Consider the following 15419-nt stretch of genomic DNA (forward strand, 5'->3'; position numbering starts at 1 on the left):
ATAACTCTCCCAATGAAATTTAAAATCGAGAGCGATTAGCACGGTTACACTTCTCGACGTAAAGAGGTCTAGGCTTTTTTTTAGTATCAATCGTAGGGGTATATCCAGGGTTTAGGGCCAGTAGGTGGAATCCGGTCAATCTAAATTTAGGTAGGAGGCTGTATCGTAGTCCAATACCAGTGCGTCGATTCCTAACGGTGTTTCTTGAAATCTTATCTTAACCAGCATGGTGTGCCGTGGCCTGACTTCTTGGTCGGACGCATGTGTATGAAAAACATAATACATATCGTCTCCATCAATGAAAATGTCTCCGTGCCCCGTTCCGTTTATGCCCAAACGCTCTCTGCGAAGGAGAGGATTGCCACCGTATCGTGTCCAGGGGCCGGTTGGAGATGAGGAAGTAGCATAGCCCACAGCGTATTCAACGCTCATGAAGTGATTAGCTGAATATAGAAGATAGTACAGGCCTTTGTGCTTTATGAGAGTGGGGCCTTCTGCGATTTCCTCGCTCGAATAGTCGGGCGTATTTTCCCAGGTTCCGTTTTGTACTGAAAGGCAGTGCTTCAAGGTCCCTTCTTTGATACTACTGAGGTCAGTCTCCATTTCAGCTACGTAGATATGATTCCCGTCATGCTTGCGGACATGGTAAAGGTAGAGCGTGCCATCGTCATCCTGAAACAGAAAGGGATCGATTTCTTGATGATCCTCGTTGATAGGCCGAATTTCTGTTTGGACAAAAGGACCGGTTGGGTGATCAGCAAAGGCGACTGCAATCTGACGATTCGCCGTATACATCAAGGTTACTTTTTCCTGATAGCCTAAAACCTGAGGCGCCCAGAATCCCTCCGTTCCAAACGCCTTCTCTCCTACCTTAAGCACGTATCCACCATCGTAAGCGGTATCGGGCACATGCCAATTTTGGAGGTCGCTTGAGGCGTAGATCCGAAACCCTCGTTGCGGCGGCGGCTCGGTTCCGAAGAGGTAGTATATGCCGTTATGCTTGTATAGTGCGGGATCGGCTAGGCAGACCTCTTCTTTATCTGCGGAAGAGAATCGCATCGATAGGATGAGTAAGACGCAGGCTGTTATCGTTTTCATTCAGGCGATGCTGGTTTTCAGGTGTAGAACGTCAACCCCATGAGAACAATCGCTAGAATGCTTGGGCAAAGGGTGTTTCAAACGAAGACCCGAAGGGGAGGGTTCTACGTGGTGTTACTGCGACAGGGCTTCTTTTGCTGCTTTCAATAGCGCATCCTGGCTGGCTCTAACTGTGTAGTTGTCGTTTGAGTACGCGAAACGTATGGCGCCACTCGTATCGAGGATAAAGGCGGAAGGCGTCACCAGAAATCCGCCATTGCGTTTCTCTAAGTCAAATGAGCGACCATCTGGAATTTCTTTAACGTGCTGGATGTATTGTTTGACTACCTTGTACTTGATTCCCAAGTTGGTCGCCAAATTGAGGTCGGGATCCGCTAGTAACTTGTAGTTGAGTTCGGAGTCGCCATAGGCTTCCAGCGCTTCGACGGTGTCGGTGCTTACTGCGAGCAATTGGTATCCCATTACTTCTAGCGCAGGGATACTCTTCTGCAGCTCGTTCAAGTGCACATTGCAAAACGGGCACCAACCACCTCGGTAGTAAATCAAGACCGTGGGTTTTTCCATTACCGCTTTGTTTAGATCTAGTACGGTGCCTTCCTTTGTCCAGGCTACCGAACCTTTCGGGAGTTTATTGCCGACCTTCAATGGATCCATTTTGGAATCTTCTTTCCAGGGTACGTAGGTGACAGTGTCTTTGGTGTAAGGTAATGGTGACGCGCCTTGGCGCAGAGTTACACCGATGCCATCCGGAGCCTCTGTATACATGGGCGTACCTGCTTCACGAGATCCGTCGGTCGCACGTGGTGGTGGCGATCTCCTGGGGCCGCGAGGTCTCCCAATTCGTGGGGGACCGTTACCTCGTTCTCCCCGTGGAGGTCGCTCGATTCGCTCACCTGATTGGGCTCTAACCTCGGGGCTAGTCTCCTGAGCTTGTAACAGTGGTGCTGACACTGCCAATACTGCCGCAATAAACACGGTACAGATAAAAACTCCAATGAGGCTAATTGGGTACGTTCTGGTCATAGTCATTCTGATACTCCAATTACTGGAAGACCTTTGAGGATTATCTCATTATCGGGGCAACAATATCAGTCGAAATTCGACTAGTGTATTTAAACAAACAAACGGTGCCGTTTGTGTCAACCTATCTGACAGTGGGATTGCTGCGTCGCTAGTTGGGCGTTTTTCATTATAGGCAATTGCCTGTTGGAAAGCACGCATTCCCACACTCTACGTTTCTTCTCGGGCTATAATGGTTTAACCCTTAAAGGATTTCTAACGGCCCGCGGTTCTATAGCTTGTAGAACTCTTCCCAGCCTTTGCGCGGATTGGGGTCGAGAAGGGCGTTGGCGGTTTTATTATTGGTGATGTGGCGGTTTTTTGGGTTGAACTTAATCGTGCCTCCAAGTCGCTGTGCGATCACTCCGAGATTGAAGACTTGTGTGAGTTCTCCACTTACGCGGAAAGGAGAGCGCGACTTTTCTTCACCTTTGCACGCCAAGAGAAAATTGGCGTAATGATTCGAGTTCTTGCCACTGATGCGAGGTAGGGTTTCCCGAACTTCCATGAACTTCTTTTGCGGCACCACCCGAAGGGCATCCGAGTGGCTGCCCCCAGCGAATGTGAGGTCTTTGCCGTATATGACTTTTCCTGGTTTGCTGATATTAAGTGGTTTGAACCCCTTTTTACCCGTAACGGGATTCTTGGTGTATTCTCCCAGTTCTTTCTCAACTTGAGGCAGATTCTCGACACCGTCGTACCAAGTGACCTTACAGGGAGGCATTTCCTTTCGTTTGGCAAACTGGAATTCAATGGTGGAGGCTTGAGGGAAGACAAAGTCATTGGCTCCATCTCGTTTTATCGCAGATATTTTGTGAGGAAGTCCCAGTTTCAGAAAGCGATGTGCGGTATCCAAGATATGAGGACCCCAGTCTCCAAATGCTCCGCTACCGTAATCGTACCAGCTGCGCCATTCCTGTGGGTGAAGCTTGTCGCTGAAAGGATGTTCGGGCCCACTGCAAAACCAAGTGTCCCAATCCATAGCCTCGGGGAGTGGTTGACTAGGGTACTGGGTCACTGATTCGCCCCAGCCATGCCAGCGTCGATCCTTGTTCATAAATGCGCTGATGTGCTCAACGTCTTTGATGATTCCCGCCTCGGTCCAAGATTTGAATTGAAAGTAGTTGGCTCCGGAATGGCCCTGATTACCCATTTGAGTGACCACGCCGCTACGGTCGGCTAGGTCGATTAGGCGCTCGCATTGCCCGAATGTGTGGGCCAACGGCTTTTCCACGTAAACGTGTTTGCCGAGCGACATCGCGAGCATGGCAATGCAGAAGTGAGAATGGTCTGGAGTGGCGATCAGCACTGCGTCAATCTCGTCGCCCATCTCGTCGAACATCTTTCGGAAATCGGTGAAACGCCGCGCCTTGGAATGATTCGTTTGAGACTCTTGCGTATGTGCCCCTTTCAAATCGACATCGCAAAGCGCTATCACGTTACAGTGGCCAGAAGCGAAGAGGTTTCTTAAATCGCCTCTTCCCTGATTGCCTATTCCAATAGCCGCAAGGTTAACGCGCTCGCTAGGTGGAAGCTGGTCGTCACTCGACTTTTGACCTAAAACGAAGTGGCTCGGCAAGATAGAGAAAGAGGCGAAAAGCGTCGATCGCTTTAAGAATTTTCTACGGTTGAGGGTATTGGTGGGCTTCGTCATGGGGCTCATCTTATTGATGGGAATTAGTTGGTTAGCGTCTATATTCGATCGGTAGGGTTAAAGCAGATTTTCGTGATATCAAGGTAGAAGTATGCGGGTCTAACCTGAGGGGCAGGGAAAATGCCAGCTGATTGGGATCTACCGGGGAGTAGGCAGAGATATTTTGACGTAGAAAGTTATCTGGAGAAGAATTTGGCTATTTGTCATAGGTCGGCTGATCATCGACCCACTTATATGGAATATGAGATGGCGCTCGGGGATCCGATTCCTGAAGGCGATCGAACAATCGCTTTGAATGTTCATGAGGTCTTTTTTTTGGCAAACTTTGAAAAGGAAACTCGACGCGCTAGGGGTGGAGGCTCATCTGAACTACTCAGGTAGTGATACAATGTATCCGTCAGATGCACCTTCTTCATAGGCAAATTGGTCAATTAGGTTTTTCTACTGAGAGTAGGAAAGTCGCTGGGCCTAATTTATTGATAATTTGGATACTAATAGCAAAAATAATTGTACTATATGGTTCAGATTTGGGATTTCTAAGGGTTAAGCATCAACTTTTGGTTCCCGCTAAGTTTTTGCGAACGATTCGACAGTTTAATCGGCAACTAAAGTGTAATCTAACTCGAGTTAACACGGGCATCTCGTAACCATGCTGGGAACGAGCGGAGACGTCAAAGCCATGGACGGTTCTCTAGGATTCAACAATGAGTATTCAAGTCGCGTGACCTGTGTGGCAGACTTCTATGGTCCGACCAACTTTCTGACGATGAACGCAACCGCCATTGAGAGCGCCACATTGGACCACGACGCGGCGGAATCTCCGGAGTCGCTGCTCATTGGAGGTGCCATCTAGGAAAATCCAGACAAAGTGGCCACTGCCAATCCGATAACCTACATCAGTACCGACGACCCCGCCTTTCTTATCGTGCACGGTACCAAGGATCCTTTGGTCTCATTCAATCAGTCTGAACTCCTTTATGCCGCATTGGAAAAGAACGGAGTCGATAAAACCCTGATCACCGTTGAGGGCGGCGGGCATGGCCGGGAATTTGGATCTAAGCCAACAGAGTTTGTCGCAGCCTTCTTTGATCATCACTTGCGAGGCAACAAAACAAGATGGTCCGATCAAGCGATTCAAGCGGTCCCCATAGAACAACGACGCTGATCGTTACTCATTCTTGTCATCGGAGATATTACCTCTCTGTGTAATCTGCGGTTGTTCTTCCTCATTCGAAAAATACAAGCGCACACCCGCGGTGCGAATAAACTTCGCATTATCTAAATAATTCCACATAAACTAGAATCATGCTCCAAAAATGCCTTCTGATTTTTCCTGTTCTTCTTCTTATGGCTCAGGCTCTGCAGGCGGTAGACTCTAAGCGTCCCAACATCGTGTTCATCATGAGTGATGACCACGCAAACAAGGCGATTAGTGCCTATGGTAGCGACCTGCTCCAAACGCCTCAGCTCGATCGCCTCGCTTCCGAGGGGATGCTGTTCAACAACGCCTTCTGCACCAACTCTATCTGCGGGCCGAGCCGCGCCGTAATTCTCACAGGGAAGTACAGTCACCTGAATGGCTTTCTGGTCAACGAAACCACCCGTTTCGACGGCTCTCAGACCACCTTTCCTAAACTCTTTCAAGAAGCCGGCTACGATACGGCTGTCATCGGCAAGTGGCACCTCGGTACGGAGCCCACCGGCTTCGACTACTGGGATGTCCTTCCCGGCCAAGGGGAATACTACGACCCCGAATTTATTAGCATGGGGGAAACCTTAGTTCACGAGGGCTACGCCACGGAGATCATCGCTGAGAAGAGCGTCGAGTGGCTGCGCAATCGCGATTCGGACAAGCCCTTCGTGCTTCTCTCCCAGCACAAGGCTCCACACTCTAGTTTCAATCCCAGTTCGAAGTACCGTCACCACTTCGACGGTCACACCTTCCCTGAGCCCGCAAACCTGTTTGACGACTACGCGGGACGCAGTGAAGGCGCTTCCGTAAGCGATATGCGCATCGATCCGCATCTCATTCTCCAATACCAGTGGGATGAGAAGCTGGAGATCCCCGAAGGACTCGTTGGTAAAGAGCGCACCCGCTGGCTCTACCAGTGGTATATGCGCCGCTACCTGGCCTGTGTGCTTTCGGTGGACGATGCCGTCGGCGCCGTGCTCGATACCCTCGATGAACTCGGCCTCGCCGACAATACCATTGTCGTTTACACGTCCGACCAGGGCTTTTTTCTCGGTGAACATGGCTGGTACGACAAGCGCTATATGTATGAGGAATCCCTGCGCATGCCGTTCATCGTACGCTACCCGCCCTCCATTGAGCCCGGCTCCGTCGAAGACCGCATCGTGCTCAATCTAGACTTTGCCCAAACCTTTCTCGACTATGCGGGTATTCAGGCCCCTGAGGACATGCAAGGTAGGTCCCTGCGACCGCTTCTCGAAAGTCAACCGGTCGCCCTTTGGCGCCAGTCGATGTATTACCACTTTTATGAGTACCCAGGATGGCACTACGTGAAGCGTCATTACGGCGTGCGTACCGACCGCTTCAAACTCATCCGCTACTACCACGACATCGAAGCTTGGGAAATGTACGACCTTGAGACGGATCCCAACGAGATGGCCAACTTAGCCGACGATCCCGCCTATGCAGCTGTTCGTGCCGGACTCGAAGCCGAACTCGCTCGGCTCCAATCTCAATACGGCGACTCCCCTGAACTCGCTCAAGAAATGGTAGAGCGTTATCCCCATGGTAGTCGCCCCGTGTGGGGCCGCTACTCGGACCTAGAGCCCCACGGCGACCTAGACGGTTGGCGTGCCGCCGAGGAAGGAAGCGCTCCAGAGGAATAGCTAAAAGTGGACTGAGATTAATCCAGTGATCAGGGTCTTGTTTTCGTTGGACCGACGAAACTCTTTGGGTTCTCGAAATCCCTTAAGAGCAAAGTTCCCGAAACTGAAGAGCTGGCCTACGTGGAAGGCTCCTGGCAGAAGAAGCACCCCTTGCCTGAGTGGATGTCGAAGCCGATGAAGCAAAGCTATTTCAGCGACTTCGGTGTCTCGACCACGGCGACCCTAGTGATCGCCGACCGTCAAGGGGTCGTACGCCTCTACCACAAGGGCCTAATGACACTCGAAGAACTCGAAGCTGCTGTCGTACCTTTGCTGTGACGTTTGACCTCCAAGCACCTACTGCCTAGAACACTCAGGGATTGACTAGAGAACCATTATCCAGGTGTAGCCGAACTATCACTACAATGGGCGAAATTTAGATAGATTGGAACGCTCAAAATGGACTAGATTGGCATTTGGAAAAGGCTTAGCGAAGAAAGTACTTTGCCAGATTCAAAAAAGCTGTTCAATCTGCCTGAACATGAGTGAAACCAAGAAGAAGTCGGGTGGGATCCTTAGCGCTTTCCTGGATATCGTAGAGAAATTGGGGAACCGATTGCCCGATCCTTTGGTGCTCTATTTTGGCTTGGCGTTGCTGATTCCCATACTGAGCTGGCTTATTTCGTTTGCAGGCTGGAGTCGGGTGCATCCTGTTTCGGGAGAAACGATCCAATTGATCAGTTTGCTTTCGGCTGAGCAGATTCAACGGATGTTTGTCGACGCGGTAGACAATTTTACCGGTTTCCCGCCATTGGGGGCGGTTCTGGTGACCATGCTCGGAATCGGGGTTGCAGAACGAAGTGGACTCATCTCTACGAGTCTGAAGCTCCTCGTTAAATCGACACCCAAATCGCTCATATCGGTAGTCGTTGTATTTGCAGGGGTTATGAGCTCTATGGCTGCGGATGCCGGTTACGTCGTTCTGACGCCATTGGGAGCAGTACTCTTTGCGGGCATGGGACGTCACCCCTTGGCGGGGCTTTGCGCCGCCTTTGCCGGAACGGGCGGTGGGTTCTCGGCTAACCTGCTCCTTACGAGCCTGGACCCGTTGTTGTCTGGCTTCACTCAATCAGCGGCGCAATTGTATGACGCGGACCGTGTCGTGACGGCAGATGCGAATTACTTTTTTATGATCGCATCGGTACTAGTGGTTACCTCTGCGGGTTGGTTTGTGACTGAGAAGATTGTAGAACCGCGCCTTGGTAAATGGGATGCGGATACAGAGGACATTGGGTCAGATAGTGACAAGGAAAGAGACGCCCAGATTCAAACAATTTCACCCGTCGAGCAAAAGGGTTTATGGGGGGCCTTAATGGCCGTTGTCCTGACGGGAGCCGCCTTGCTTTTCCTGACTATTCCGGAAGGAGCGATCCTGCGGGATGCCGAGGGCAGCCTGACTCCCATGGTTCATGGTTTGGTCATTATTATAATGTTGCTCTTCATTTTTCCCGGTCTGGTTTACGGGTTGATTGTGGGCTCCTGTCGCAGTTCAAAGCAATTGGCGGGAATGATGGGCGACACCATGGCTACGATGGGTGGCTATATCGTACTGGCATTTGCGGCGGCCCAGTTTGTCGCCTATTTTCATTGGAGCAATATGGGGCTTCTGACGGCGCTTACGGGGGCGGAAATTCTGGCTTACTTGGGAGTGGGCGACTTGCCGCTTATTTTGACTTTTGTATTCCTGGCTGCGGGAATTAATCTGGTTATTGGTTCTGCATCGGCTAAGTGGGGAATTATGGCACCGGTCTTTGTTCCCATGTTTATGGCTCTTGGTCTTTCCCCGGAAATGACACAGGCCGCCTATCGGGTGGGGGATTCGATTACGAATATGATAACCCCGTTGAACCCGTATTTTCCCATCGTGCTTAGCTTTGCCATGCGTTACGATCGTAAGCTAGGGATCGGTACCTTGATAAGCTCCATGGTGCCATACTCGATCGCCTTTGCCATAGGATGGACATTGTTACTGGTAGTTTGGTACTTTTTGGGACTGCCTTTAGGACCGGGTGCTGGGATACAGATGTGAGACGGGAAAACTTGTAGAGATCTTCGTTTTGTCTTCTATCTGCCTACCTTGTGATTATTGGAATTAGGGTTTAGAAAGCTAACCCCAGTTGAATTTTTGTCTTTCTGAGAAGGAAATGGCTAAGTGCCAGCTGCTGTACCCAGTTGATGTAGGAGAGTAATTTGGTCGAGAAGTTCCCACTCTTCCAGGATCAAGCCTTTTTGAAGGTGACATCTCATTTCTCGAAGGGATTTGGCCAACCCCTCGTTTTCCCTCTTGGAAGGCTACGAGGAATCTAGTTGCTGGAGGGAAATCTGTTTTCTAGGACTAGAAAGGTGGATTTATTGGCCGCTTCCTAGGGCCTGCTTTGCTCGTTTCTATGAAATATCTTCGCTTCAGTTTATTAGTTTTTGCTTCGACCGTTGGTATTGTGGCAGGTGCGTTTGCACAGGCCGCCAAACCGAACCGACTGCTCTTTCTGTCCGATGACCTGACTTATCACGATATCGGTTGCTATTCAAACAAAGAGATACGCACCCCGAATATCGATCAATTAGCCGAGGAAGGGTTGCGTTTCGAATACTGTTTCAACTCCGCGCCGATCTGCGCTCCCACCAGAATGAGTCTTTATACGGGAATACACCCGGTCCGCAATGGAGCGCACCCGAATCACAGCCGGGTGCGCGACCGTATTTTTAATTACTAGTGATATGTTATTAAAGCAATCGATTATGTCCGCCACGCTGACCTGCTTATGCAGCTTTGTTCTGTTACTCTCTCCCACCGAGGCTCACCACGGCGTTACGGGGCAATTCGATTTGGAGCAAGTCTTGACCGTGTCAGGCGCCGTGAATCGCGTTCGCTTTGTTAACCCGCACGCCTATGTGTACTTCAAGGTTGAGAATGAGGATGGTGATGAAGAGCAATGGCGTTGCGAACTGCGATCGGGTAGCTTGCTAAAACGCAAAGGTTGGACGGTCGATATGTTCGAGCCGGGGACTCGCATTACCGTGTTTGGCTCGCCAGACCGCCGAGACCCGAAAACGTGCTATACGGAAACGATTACCTTCGAAGATGGTAGGGTCATCGCGCGTTACGATACGCTGGACACTTCTGGCAACAAGGTATTTGGAGAGCGGGATTTGGTGCGGGAAGATGGAGCTCCCAACATAGCGGGGAACTGGTCGGAGCCGATCAAGAACGCTCCGAACCCTTGGGGTCCCAGCCCCAGATCGGAGGGGCCACCTGCGGGAATTATTTTCGGCAGAGACGGCCTGCCGCAGAAAATTGCCGCTCCCAAACCTGTGGGCTGGGGACAACAAGCGGGAAGCGCAAGCCGGCCGCCACCCTATGCGCTAACTGATCTTGCCCGCGAAGAAGCGGACGATTTTACCCCCGATCAAAATCCTCGTTTTCAGTGCGAGCCGACCAACATCATCTTTGATTATGCCTTTGACCAGATGATGAATAAGATCGAGCAAACGGGTTCCGCCATCGTCCTCACTTACGGGTTCATGGACATGGTTCGCGTGATACACCTGGTCGGAGGCTTTCCTGATGAAATTGAACCGAGCGTTACGGGCTGTTCCGTCGGCGAGTGGGAGGGCGATACGCTGGTGGTTCATACTAAAGGCTTCAAGCCAGGTTTTCTGCTAGCTATTGGCGGACGTGCCACAGAATCCGTCCGGCACAGCGACCAGATGGAGATCACGGAACGCTTCACAATGAGCAAAGAGGGCGATGTATTGACCCGTGAATACACGATTGTGGATCCTCTTTACTTAGCCGAACCCTACTCGCACTCGAATACGTCTTTGTTTTCGACAGAAAGGTTCATTCCTTACGAGTGCGAAGAGCTTAAGGACGATGGACCGCAGTAACTGAAGAGTCCAAAGGCGGCGATAGCCAATCTCTACGAATTGGACTTGATCGACCACACTTTAAAATTGCGGTAGCGAAATTGAGTCCACTGCATTTGCCTGAGGGCTATTCTGCCAACACCTAAAGGGGGACCATTGACATCGCCATTGTCGATCCAGTCGATGATAGGGCGTTCGTCGACGAATAGCTTTATATGCGCCTCATTCTTGATCAGCGTTACTTTATGCACTCGATCGCTCTCTGAATGGATGCCCGGAGGTCCTTCGTAAACGATGTTTTTGCCTGGGTTTCTTCGCAAGCGAGCCACAGGTCTTGCAGGCAATTTGGGATTATGCGCGTAGTATGAAATATGATAATTCTTTAGGTCGCCGTTGTTGTATTGGCTGAATGTCCCATCACGTTTCGGCAGCGAAGAATCCATTACGTCCTCGCCGCCCAATCCTGTCGCGGCGAAAAAGACGATGCATAAACCGGCTTCTAAATGAAGGTTCTGCATTTCCCATTGAGCTATGAAGTTGGAAGGTAGCTTCTCGGGACACCAGTAAACGTGATGCATCTCTTCGTTTGGCGAGTGCATCTCTAGCCAACCATCTGCGAATTTCACTTGGCCGGGGCCTTCCATAACCCAGTCTTTAACACTGGTATCTGTATCCATTGCCGATTGGTAGACAAGCTTGTCTGTCCTGACCTCGAAGTCTGATGGGCTTTGTGCCAGGCAGAGTGAACAAGCGAATACGATTAACACTAAAGGAAGCTTACAAGCGTGATTGTAAAGTGGGGCAGAAACCATGGCTAAGGAATAGTTATAAATGTTGAATAGGCAATGCAATTGGGGCCAGCTAAAAATAGCCTCTTGCCAAACACGATGGGTTTGTCGTACCCGAAAATACAGGGGTGGGAAGGTGTCGGGCGATCTCTGAGCGCCCATTATCGAACCTATTGGTTAGGCACATCGGAGATCACCCGATACCCTGAAACGCCTTGTGGCGTACCCCGGCGATGCTCTATACTGGTGATATGACCGTCACCTTGTCTTTTCCGATAACGAAGCGGGTCAAGTAGGCCCCAATCGCCACAGGGCCACTGTAAGTGGTCTTTAGGCGGGCCGAAATATCATTCAAAGTCGGTGGTTTGATTTGCCCGTTCGTTAGCGTGACGAAGTGGTGGAGGGCAGCAATTTTTTGCTGAGCCTGCTCAAAGATACGACCGACATCTTCCGGTACGGTATGGTGGTTAAGGATGGTTCTCCAGGCTAATCTCGATTCCAGCAGTTCAGGCTTGGCGGCACCAACGGCATGGATAAGTAGGTCCGTGCCTTTGGCCGCCTCTGCTAAGGGCGGATGGTATTTGGTATCCCCGGATATTACAACGGATCGGCCATCGTAATCCAATCGGTAGCCAAAAGCGGGCTTAATGAGTTCGCCGCGGTTGACTTCAATGGCAGTGACTTGGACGCCCTCTTGATCGTTGATGAGACCGGGTTGGATTTCTGCCGTATTGGGGGTCACGTTTTCTTCGGAGAACCCCTGGTCTTTGACTCGGATGTCAACGTCCCCTTGGTAGGCGAACCGTATATGATGCATCATGGACTTAGTGCCTTTGGGGCCCCAGACGTTGAAGTTTCCTTTCTAGCCGCCAAAAGGAGAGCATAGCCAACCGGTCAATAAAAGGTCCGGAATGCCGACGACGTGGTCTGAATGCAAATGCGTTACAAAAAGGCCGGTAACACGCCCCAAGGGAATCTTCAATTGCCACAAGCGCTGGGTAACGCCGCGGCCGGCATCGACCAGAAGATACTTTTCACCGGCTTTGATGAGCGTTGCGGGACCGAAACGATGAATGGATGGTGGTGATCCCACACCCAGCATTATGACTTCAAAATCCGCTTCATCACTGGCCTGCCCGTTAAGGCAGGGTACCATGAGAGATACGAGTAGAGCAGCGCTTGCTAAGAGCCTCTTTGTGGTTTTTGTTGGCATAAGATTCGGCTATGTTTTTAAGTATAATTTATTGTCTCCCATCTAATCTCTCGGGTTCTTCCCCAACAAACTCAGAACAATTGAAATTTCCATCAACAACAAAGGCCATGGCGACTCTCTTAGAGCTCATGTTAGTAGCCTGTTTCTTGTCCGCTCGTTCGGAAGCAACGGAAGAGGAGGAGTTGCTCGCCCGAGGCGACTACCTCGTGAATAGTATCGTGGCCTGCGGAAACTGCCATACGCCGCGGGGTGACGATCATAAACCCATTGCCGAAATGCATTTGGCGGGCGCGTTTCAGGTCGATAGGGCAGAGTTCACTGCTTACTCGCCGAATATCACACCGGACCACGAAACAGGTATCGGTGCTTGGAGTGACGAAGAGATTATACGGGCCATTCGTGAGGGCGTGCGTCCTGATGGTACGGTAATCGGCCCTCCTATGCCAATACGTGTCTATCGCGAGATGTCTGACACCGATGTTAGAGCGATCGTAGCCTATCTGCGAACGATCGCTCCCGTGCGAAATAGCGTGCCCCGTTCCGAGTACAATATTCCCCTACCTGAGTCCTATGGACCACCTGTGGATGCCGTGCCAGATGTCCCTCGAGAGGACACGGTTGCCTACGGAGCTTATGTGTCTAACGCTTTGGGGCATTGCATGGAGTGTCACACGCCGCTGGTCAAAGGCGCTCCGGACCTAAGCCGAACCGGCTTGGGCGGAAATGTGTTTGTGAAGCCACATGGTATAGAACTCGTCGCCGTTTCGGCTAACATTTCGCCCCATCCCGAGCAGGGAATCGGAGCATGGACGGATGACGAAATAAAAAGGGCGATCACTCAGGCGACGAGCCGCGATGGGCGGCCATTGCAGCCGGCAATGCCCTTCTACTTCTATGAGAAAGTCTCTGACGAGGACTTGGAAGCGATCATCGCCTACCTGCGGTCGATACCACCCCAGGCAATCGAATAAATCAGTGCCGGTTGCTTTTGGCTCCAGCTAGTTAGTGGTTGTTTGGAACCCCAGAATCGATTGTATGCTGGCTTCTTCTAATGAGTTCCCATTGGGCTCATGGAAATCAGAACCACAATCCCTAAATTCATACGCCACATTTGCCCGCACAATACCCATGAAATTAATAATTCCGTTACTGCTTTCCATTTTCTGCTTTCAACTGGTAGCTACTAGTAAACCTAACTTTCTTTTCATCGTATCCGATGATCTGAACACTCGTATCGGGCCTTATGCCGACGCTTCGCTCAAGATCCATACCCCCGCCCTTGACCGTTTAGCCACTGAGGGAGTTAGTTTTAAACGTGCGTATTGCCAGTATCCAGTTTGTGGACCTTCTCGAGCTGCTTTTATGAGTGGGATGTATCCAGAAACAAATGGGGTTACAAACAATTCCTTCGAAACGGGCAATCATAAAATCGCCTCCCCAGACCTGGCCGATCACCCGACATTCGCGGGCTTCCTTCGGGAAAACAACTACTATACCGCACGTGTGTCCAAGATTTTCCATATGGGGGTTCCTGGTGGCATTGAACGCGGAGAAGCGGGATCGGACGACCCTGATTCGTGGGACTTTGCCGCTAATATAATGGCTCCGGAGACACTGACACCTGGCGAGCTGGAAAACCTTTCGCGGGGATTGCACTATGGCTCCCGCTTTGCCCGTATGATCTTACCCGACGATATGGATTTTACCCAGGCAGATGTTTTGGCCACCAATCAAGCCATAGCCATCCTCGAAAACCGTGCTAACCCAAAGCCAGAGGGCGCTACCAATCGTACCAAGTTCAAGGAGGAGGATCCCTTCTTCCTCGCGGTGGGTCTGGTCCGTCCGCATGTGCCCCTTATCGCTCCGGAACGACATTTCGCCCACTATCCGGATGATGAGGTCGTGCTGTCTAGCGATACGCTGGCAGACCTGGAAGACGTTCCCGAGCGGGCTGCTTCAACCAGCAATCAACGGCGTTACCAGATGAACCGGGAGGAGCAAAAAAAGTCCATCTCTGCCTATCACGCCAGTATCAGCTTTATGGATGAACAGGTGGGCCGACTCCTGGATACTCTTGACCGACTGGAACTCCGCCATGATACGGTCGTGGTGTTTATTTCCGATCATGGGTTCAATCTGGGTGAGCACACCGCATGGCAAAAGAGTAGCCTTTGGGAGGAAAGCGTTCGGGTGCCCTTTATCGTCTCGGTTCCCGGCATGCAAACGGCGGGTCAACGCAGCGAGGCCATTGTTGAGCTAAACGACCTTTATCCTACAATACTAGAACTGGCTGGATTCGCGAACGAAGCCCCTGACATTCTACAGGGAGAAAGTCTGGTGCCATTGCTGAAGGATCCACAAACGTTCGATGCCAGCGATTATGCCTACACGATCGTCGGTCAAGATGGCGCTTCTATCCGCACGGACCGATGGCGCTACAGTCGCTGGGGCGAGGAGGTCGAAGGCAGCAACGAAGAACTCTACGATCATCAACGGGATCCACGAGAAAACGATAACTTGGCTCGGAATCCAGCCCACGCTGAAGAACTGAAACAGCTCCGCAGCCAATTTGAATCCGCTCGTGTCCTGGCCAGACAAAAGCCAAAGGGCTGATTAAGGAGATTCCTGAATACACGTGAGCTAGAGGCGAGGCGATCGATGTGCGGCGTATTCATCCATGTAACGCCCTAGTAATTGATCCAGGGCCGAAAATCATCTACCGCGATGAAAGGCACGCTGCGTCTTGATTGTGGATCACCTCGAGCGAAAACGAGCGACAATCGGCAGGTGAAGAAGGTGAGGGTGGTTTTCAACTTTTAAGTCTAGGAAAATTGAAGACTTAGTG

The 15419-nt window shown here is 51.0% G+C and carries 13 protein-coding genes and 1 pseudogene; 8 read left to right on the plus strand and 6 right to left on the minus strand.

Annotation, left to right across the window (positions count from 1 at the left end):
- Window positions 1–135: 135 nt before the first annotated feature.
- From GA004_RS07260 to GA004_RS07270, 3 genes are all read right to left on the minus strand, one after another.
- Window positions 136–1098, minus strand: coding sequence for a glycoside hydrolase family 43 protein (locus tag GA004_RS07260; RefSeq protein WP_283396655.1), 963 nt, complete (start codon window positions 1096–1098; stop codon window positions 136–138).
- Window positions 1099–1212: 114 nt separating this feature from the next.
- Complete coding sequence (locus GA004_RS07265; protein ID WP_283396656.1) at window positions 1213–2121, minus strand: peroxiredoxin-like family protein; 909 nt, start codon at window positions 2119–2121, stop codon at window positions 1213–1215.
- A gap of 268 nt (window positions 2122–2389) precedes the next feature.
- Window positions 2390–3820 (minus strand): Gfo/Idh/MocA family oxidoreductase, encoded by a 1431-nt coding sequence (locus tag GA004_RS07270; RefSeq protein WP_283396657.1) that lies wholly within the window; start codon window positions 3818–3820, stop codon window positions 2390–2392.
- 637 nt (window positions 3821–4457) lie between these two features.
- Between GA004_RS07270 and GA004_RS17955 the strand changes: the two are divergent.
- The 6 genes and pseudogenes from GA004_RS17955 to GA004_RS07305 all read left to right on the plus strand — a co-directional run.
- A pseudogene (locus GA004_RS17955) lies at window positions 4458–4976 on the plus strand (prolyl oligopeptidase family serine peptidase); the annotation flags it as partial.
- Window positions 4977–5116: 140 nt separating this feature from the next.
- Window positions 5117–6667 (plus strand): sulfatase family protein, encoded by a 1551-nt coding sequence (locus tag GA004_RS07285; RefSeq protein WP_283396660.1) that lies wholly within the window; start codon window positions 5117–5119, stop codon window positions 6665–6667.
- A 120-nt stretch (window positions 6668–6787) separates the two neighbouring features.
- Window positions 6788–6985, plus strand: a complete 198-nt coding sequence (locus tag GA004_RS07290; protein ID WP_283396661.1) for a hypothetical protein — start codon at window positions 6788–6790, stop codon at window positions 6983–6985.
- Window positions 6986–7187: 202 nt separating this feature from the next.
- Window positions 7188–8735 carry an AbgT family transporter gene (locus GA004_RS07295; RefSeq protein ID WP_283396662.1) on the plus strand — a complete coding sequence of 516 codons (1548 nt, stop codon included), beginning with the start codon at window positions 7188–7190 and terminating at the stop codon, window positions 8733–8735.
- Window positions 8736–9093: 358 nt separating this feature from the next.
- Window positions 9094–9420 (plus strand): sulfatase family protein, encoded by a 327-nt coding sequence (locus tag GA004_RS07300; RefSeq protein ID WP_283396663.1) that lies wholly within the window; start codon window positions 9094–9096, stop codon window positions 9418–9420.
- Between the two features lie 4 nt (window positions 9421–9424).
- The gene (locus GA004_RS07305) at window positions 9425–10594 is read left to right on the plus strand and encodes a DUF6152 family protein (RefSeq protein ID WP_283396664.1); all 1170 of its coding nucleotides are present in this window, start codon (window positions 9425–9427) and stop codon (window positions 10592–10594) included.
- Between the two features lie 32 nt (window positions 10595–10626).
- On the opposite strand, the gene GA004_RS07310 is transcribed toward GA004_RS07305, so the two are convergent.
- The 3 genes from GA004_RS07310 to GA004_RS07320 all read right to left on the minus strand — a co-directional run bounded on the left by GA004_RS07310 (window position 10627) and on the right by GA004_RS07320 (window position 12574).
- On the minus strand, window positions 10627–11385 hold the full coding sequence (locus tag GA004_RS07310) for a DUF1961 family protein (RefSeq protein WP_283396665.1): 759 nt from the start codon (window positions 11383–11385) through the stop codon (window positions 10627–10629).
- Between the two features lie 214 nt (window positions 11386–11599).
- Entirely contained in the window at window positions 11600–12181 is a 582-nt protein-coding gene (locus tag GA004_RS07315) for an MBL fold metallo-hydrolase (protein ID WP_283396666.1), read from the minus strand.
- A gap of 42 nt (window positions 12182–12223) precedes the next feature.
- Window positions 12224–12574, minus strand: coding sequence for an MBL fold metallo-hydrolase (locus tag GA004_RS07320; RefSeq protein ID WP_283396667.1), 351 nt, complete (start codon window positions 12572–12574; stop codon window positions 12224–12226).
- A gap of 107 nt (window positions 12575–12681) precedes the next feature.
- On the opposite strand from GA004_RS07320, the gene GA004_RS07325 reads away from it, so the two are divergent.
- Complete coding sequence (locus tag GA004_RS07325) at window positions 12682–13545, plus strand: cytochrome c (protein WP_283396668.1); 864 nt, start codon at window positions 12682–12684, stop codon at window positions 13543–13545.
- A gap of 157 nt (window positions 13546–13702) precedes the next feature.
- Window positions 13703–15187 (plus strand): sulfatase, encoded by a 1485-nt coding sequence (locus GA004_RS07330; RefSeq protein WP_283396669.1) that lies wholly within the window; start codon window positions 13703–13705, stop codon window positions 15185–15187.
- Window positions 15188–15419: the final 232 nt, after the last annotated feature.

Origin of the sequence: Candidatus Pelagisphaera phototrophica, assembly GCF_014529625.1 — a bacterium.
Classification (GTDB): domain Bacteria; phylum Verrucomicrobiota; class Verrucomicrobiia; order Opitutales; family Opitutaceae; genus Pelagisphaera; species Pelagisphaera phototrophica.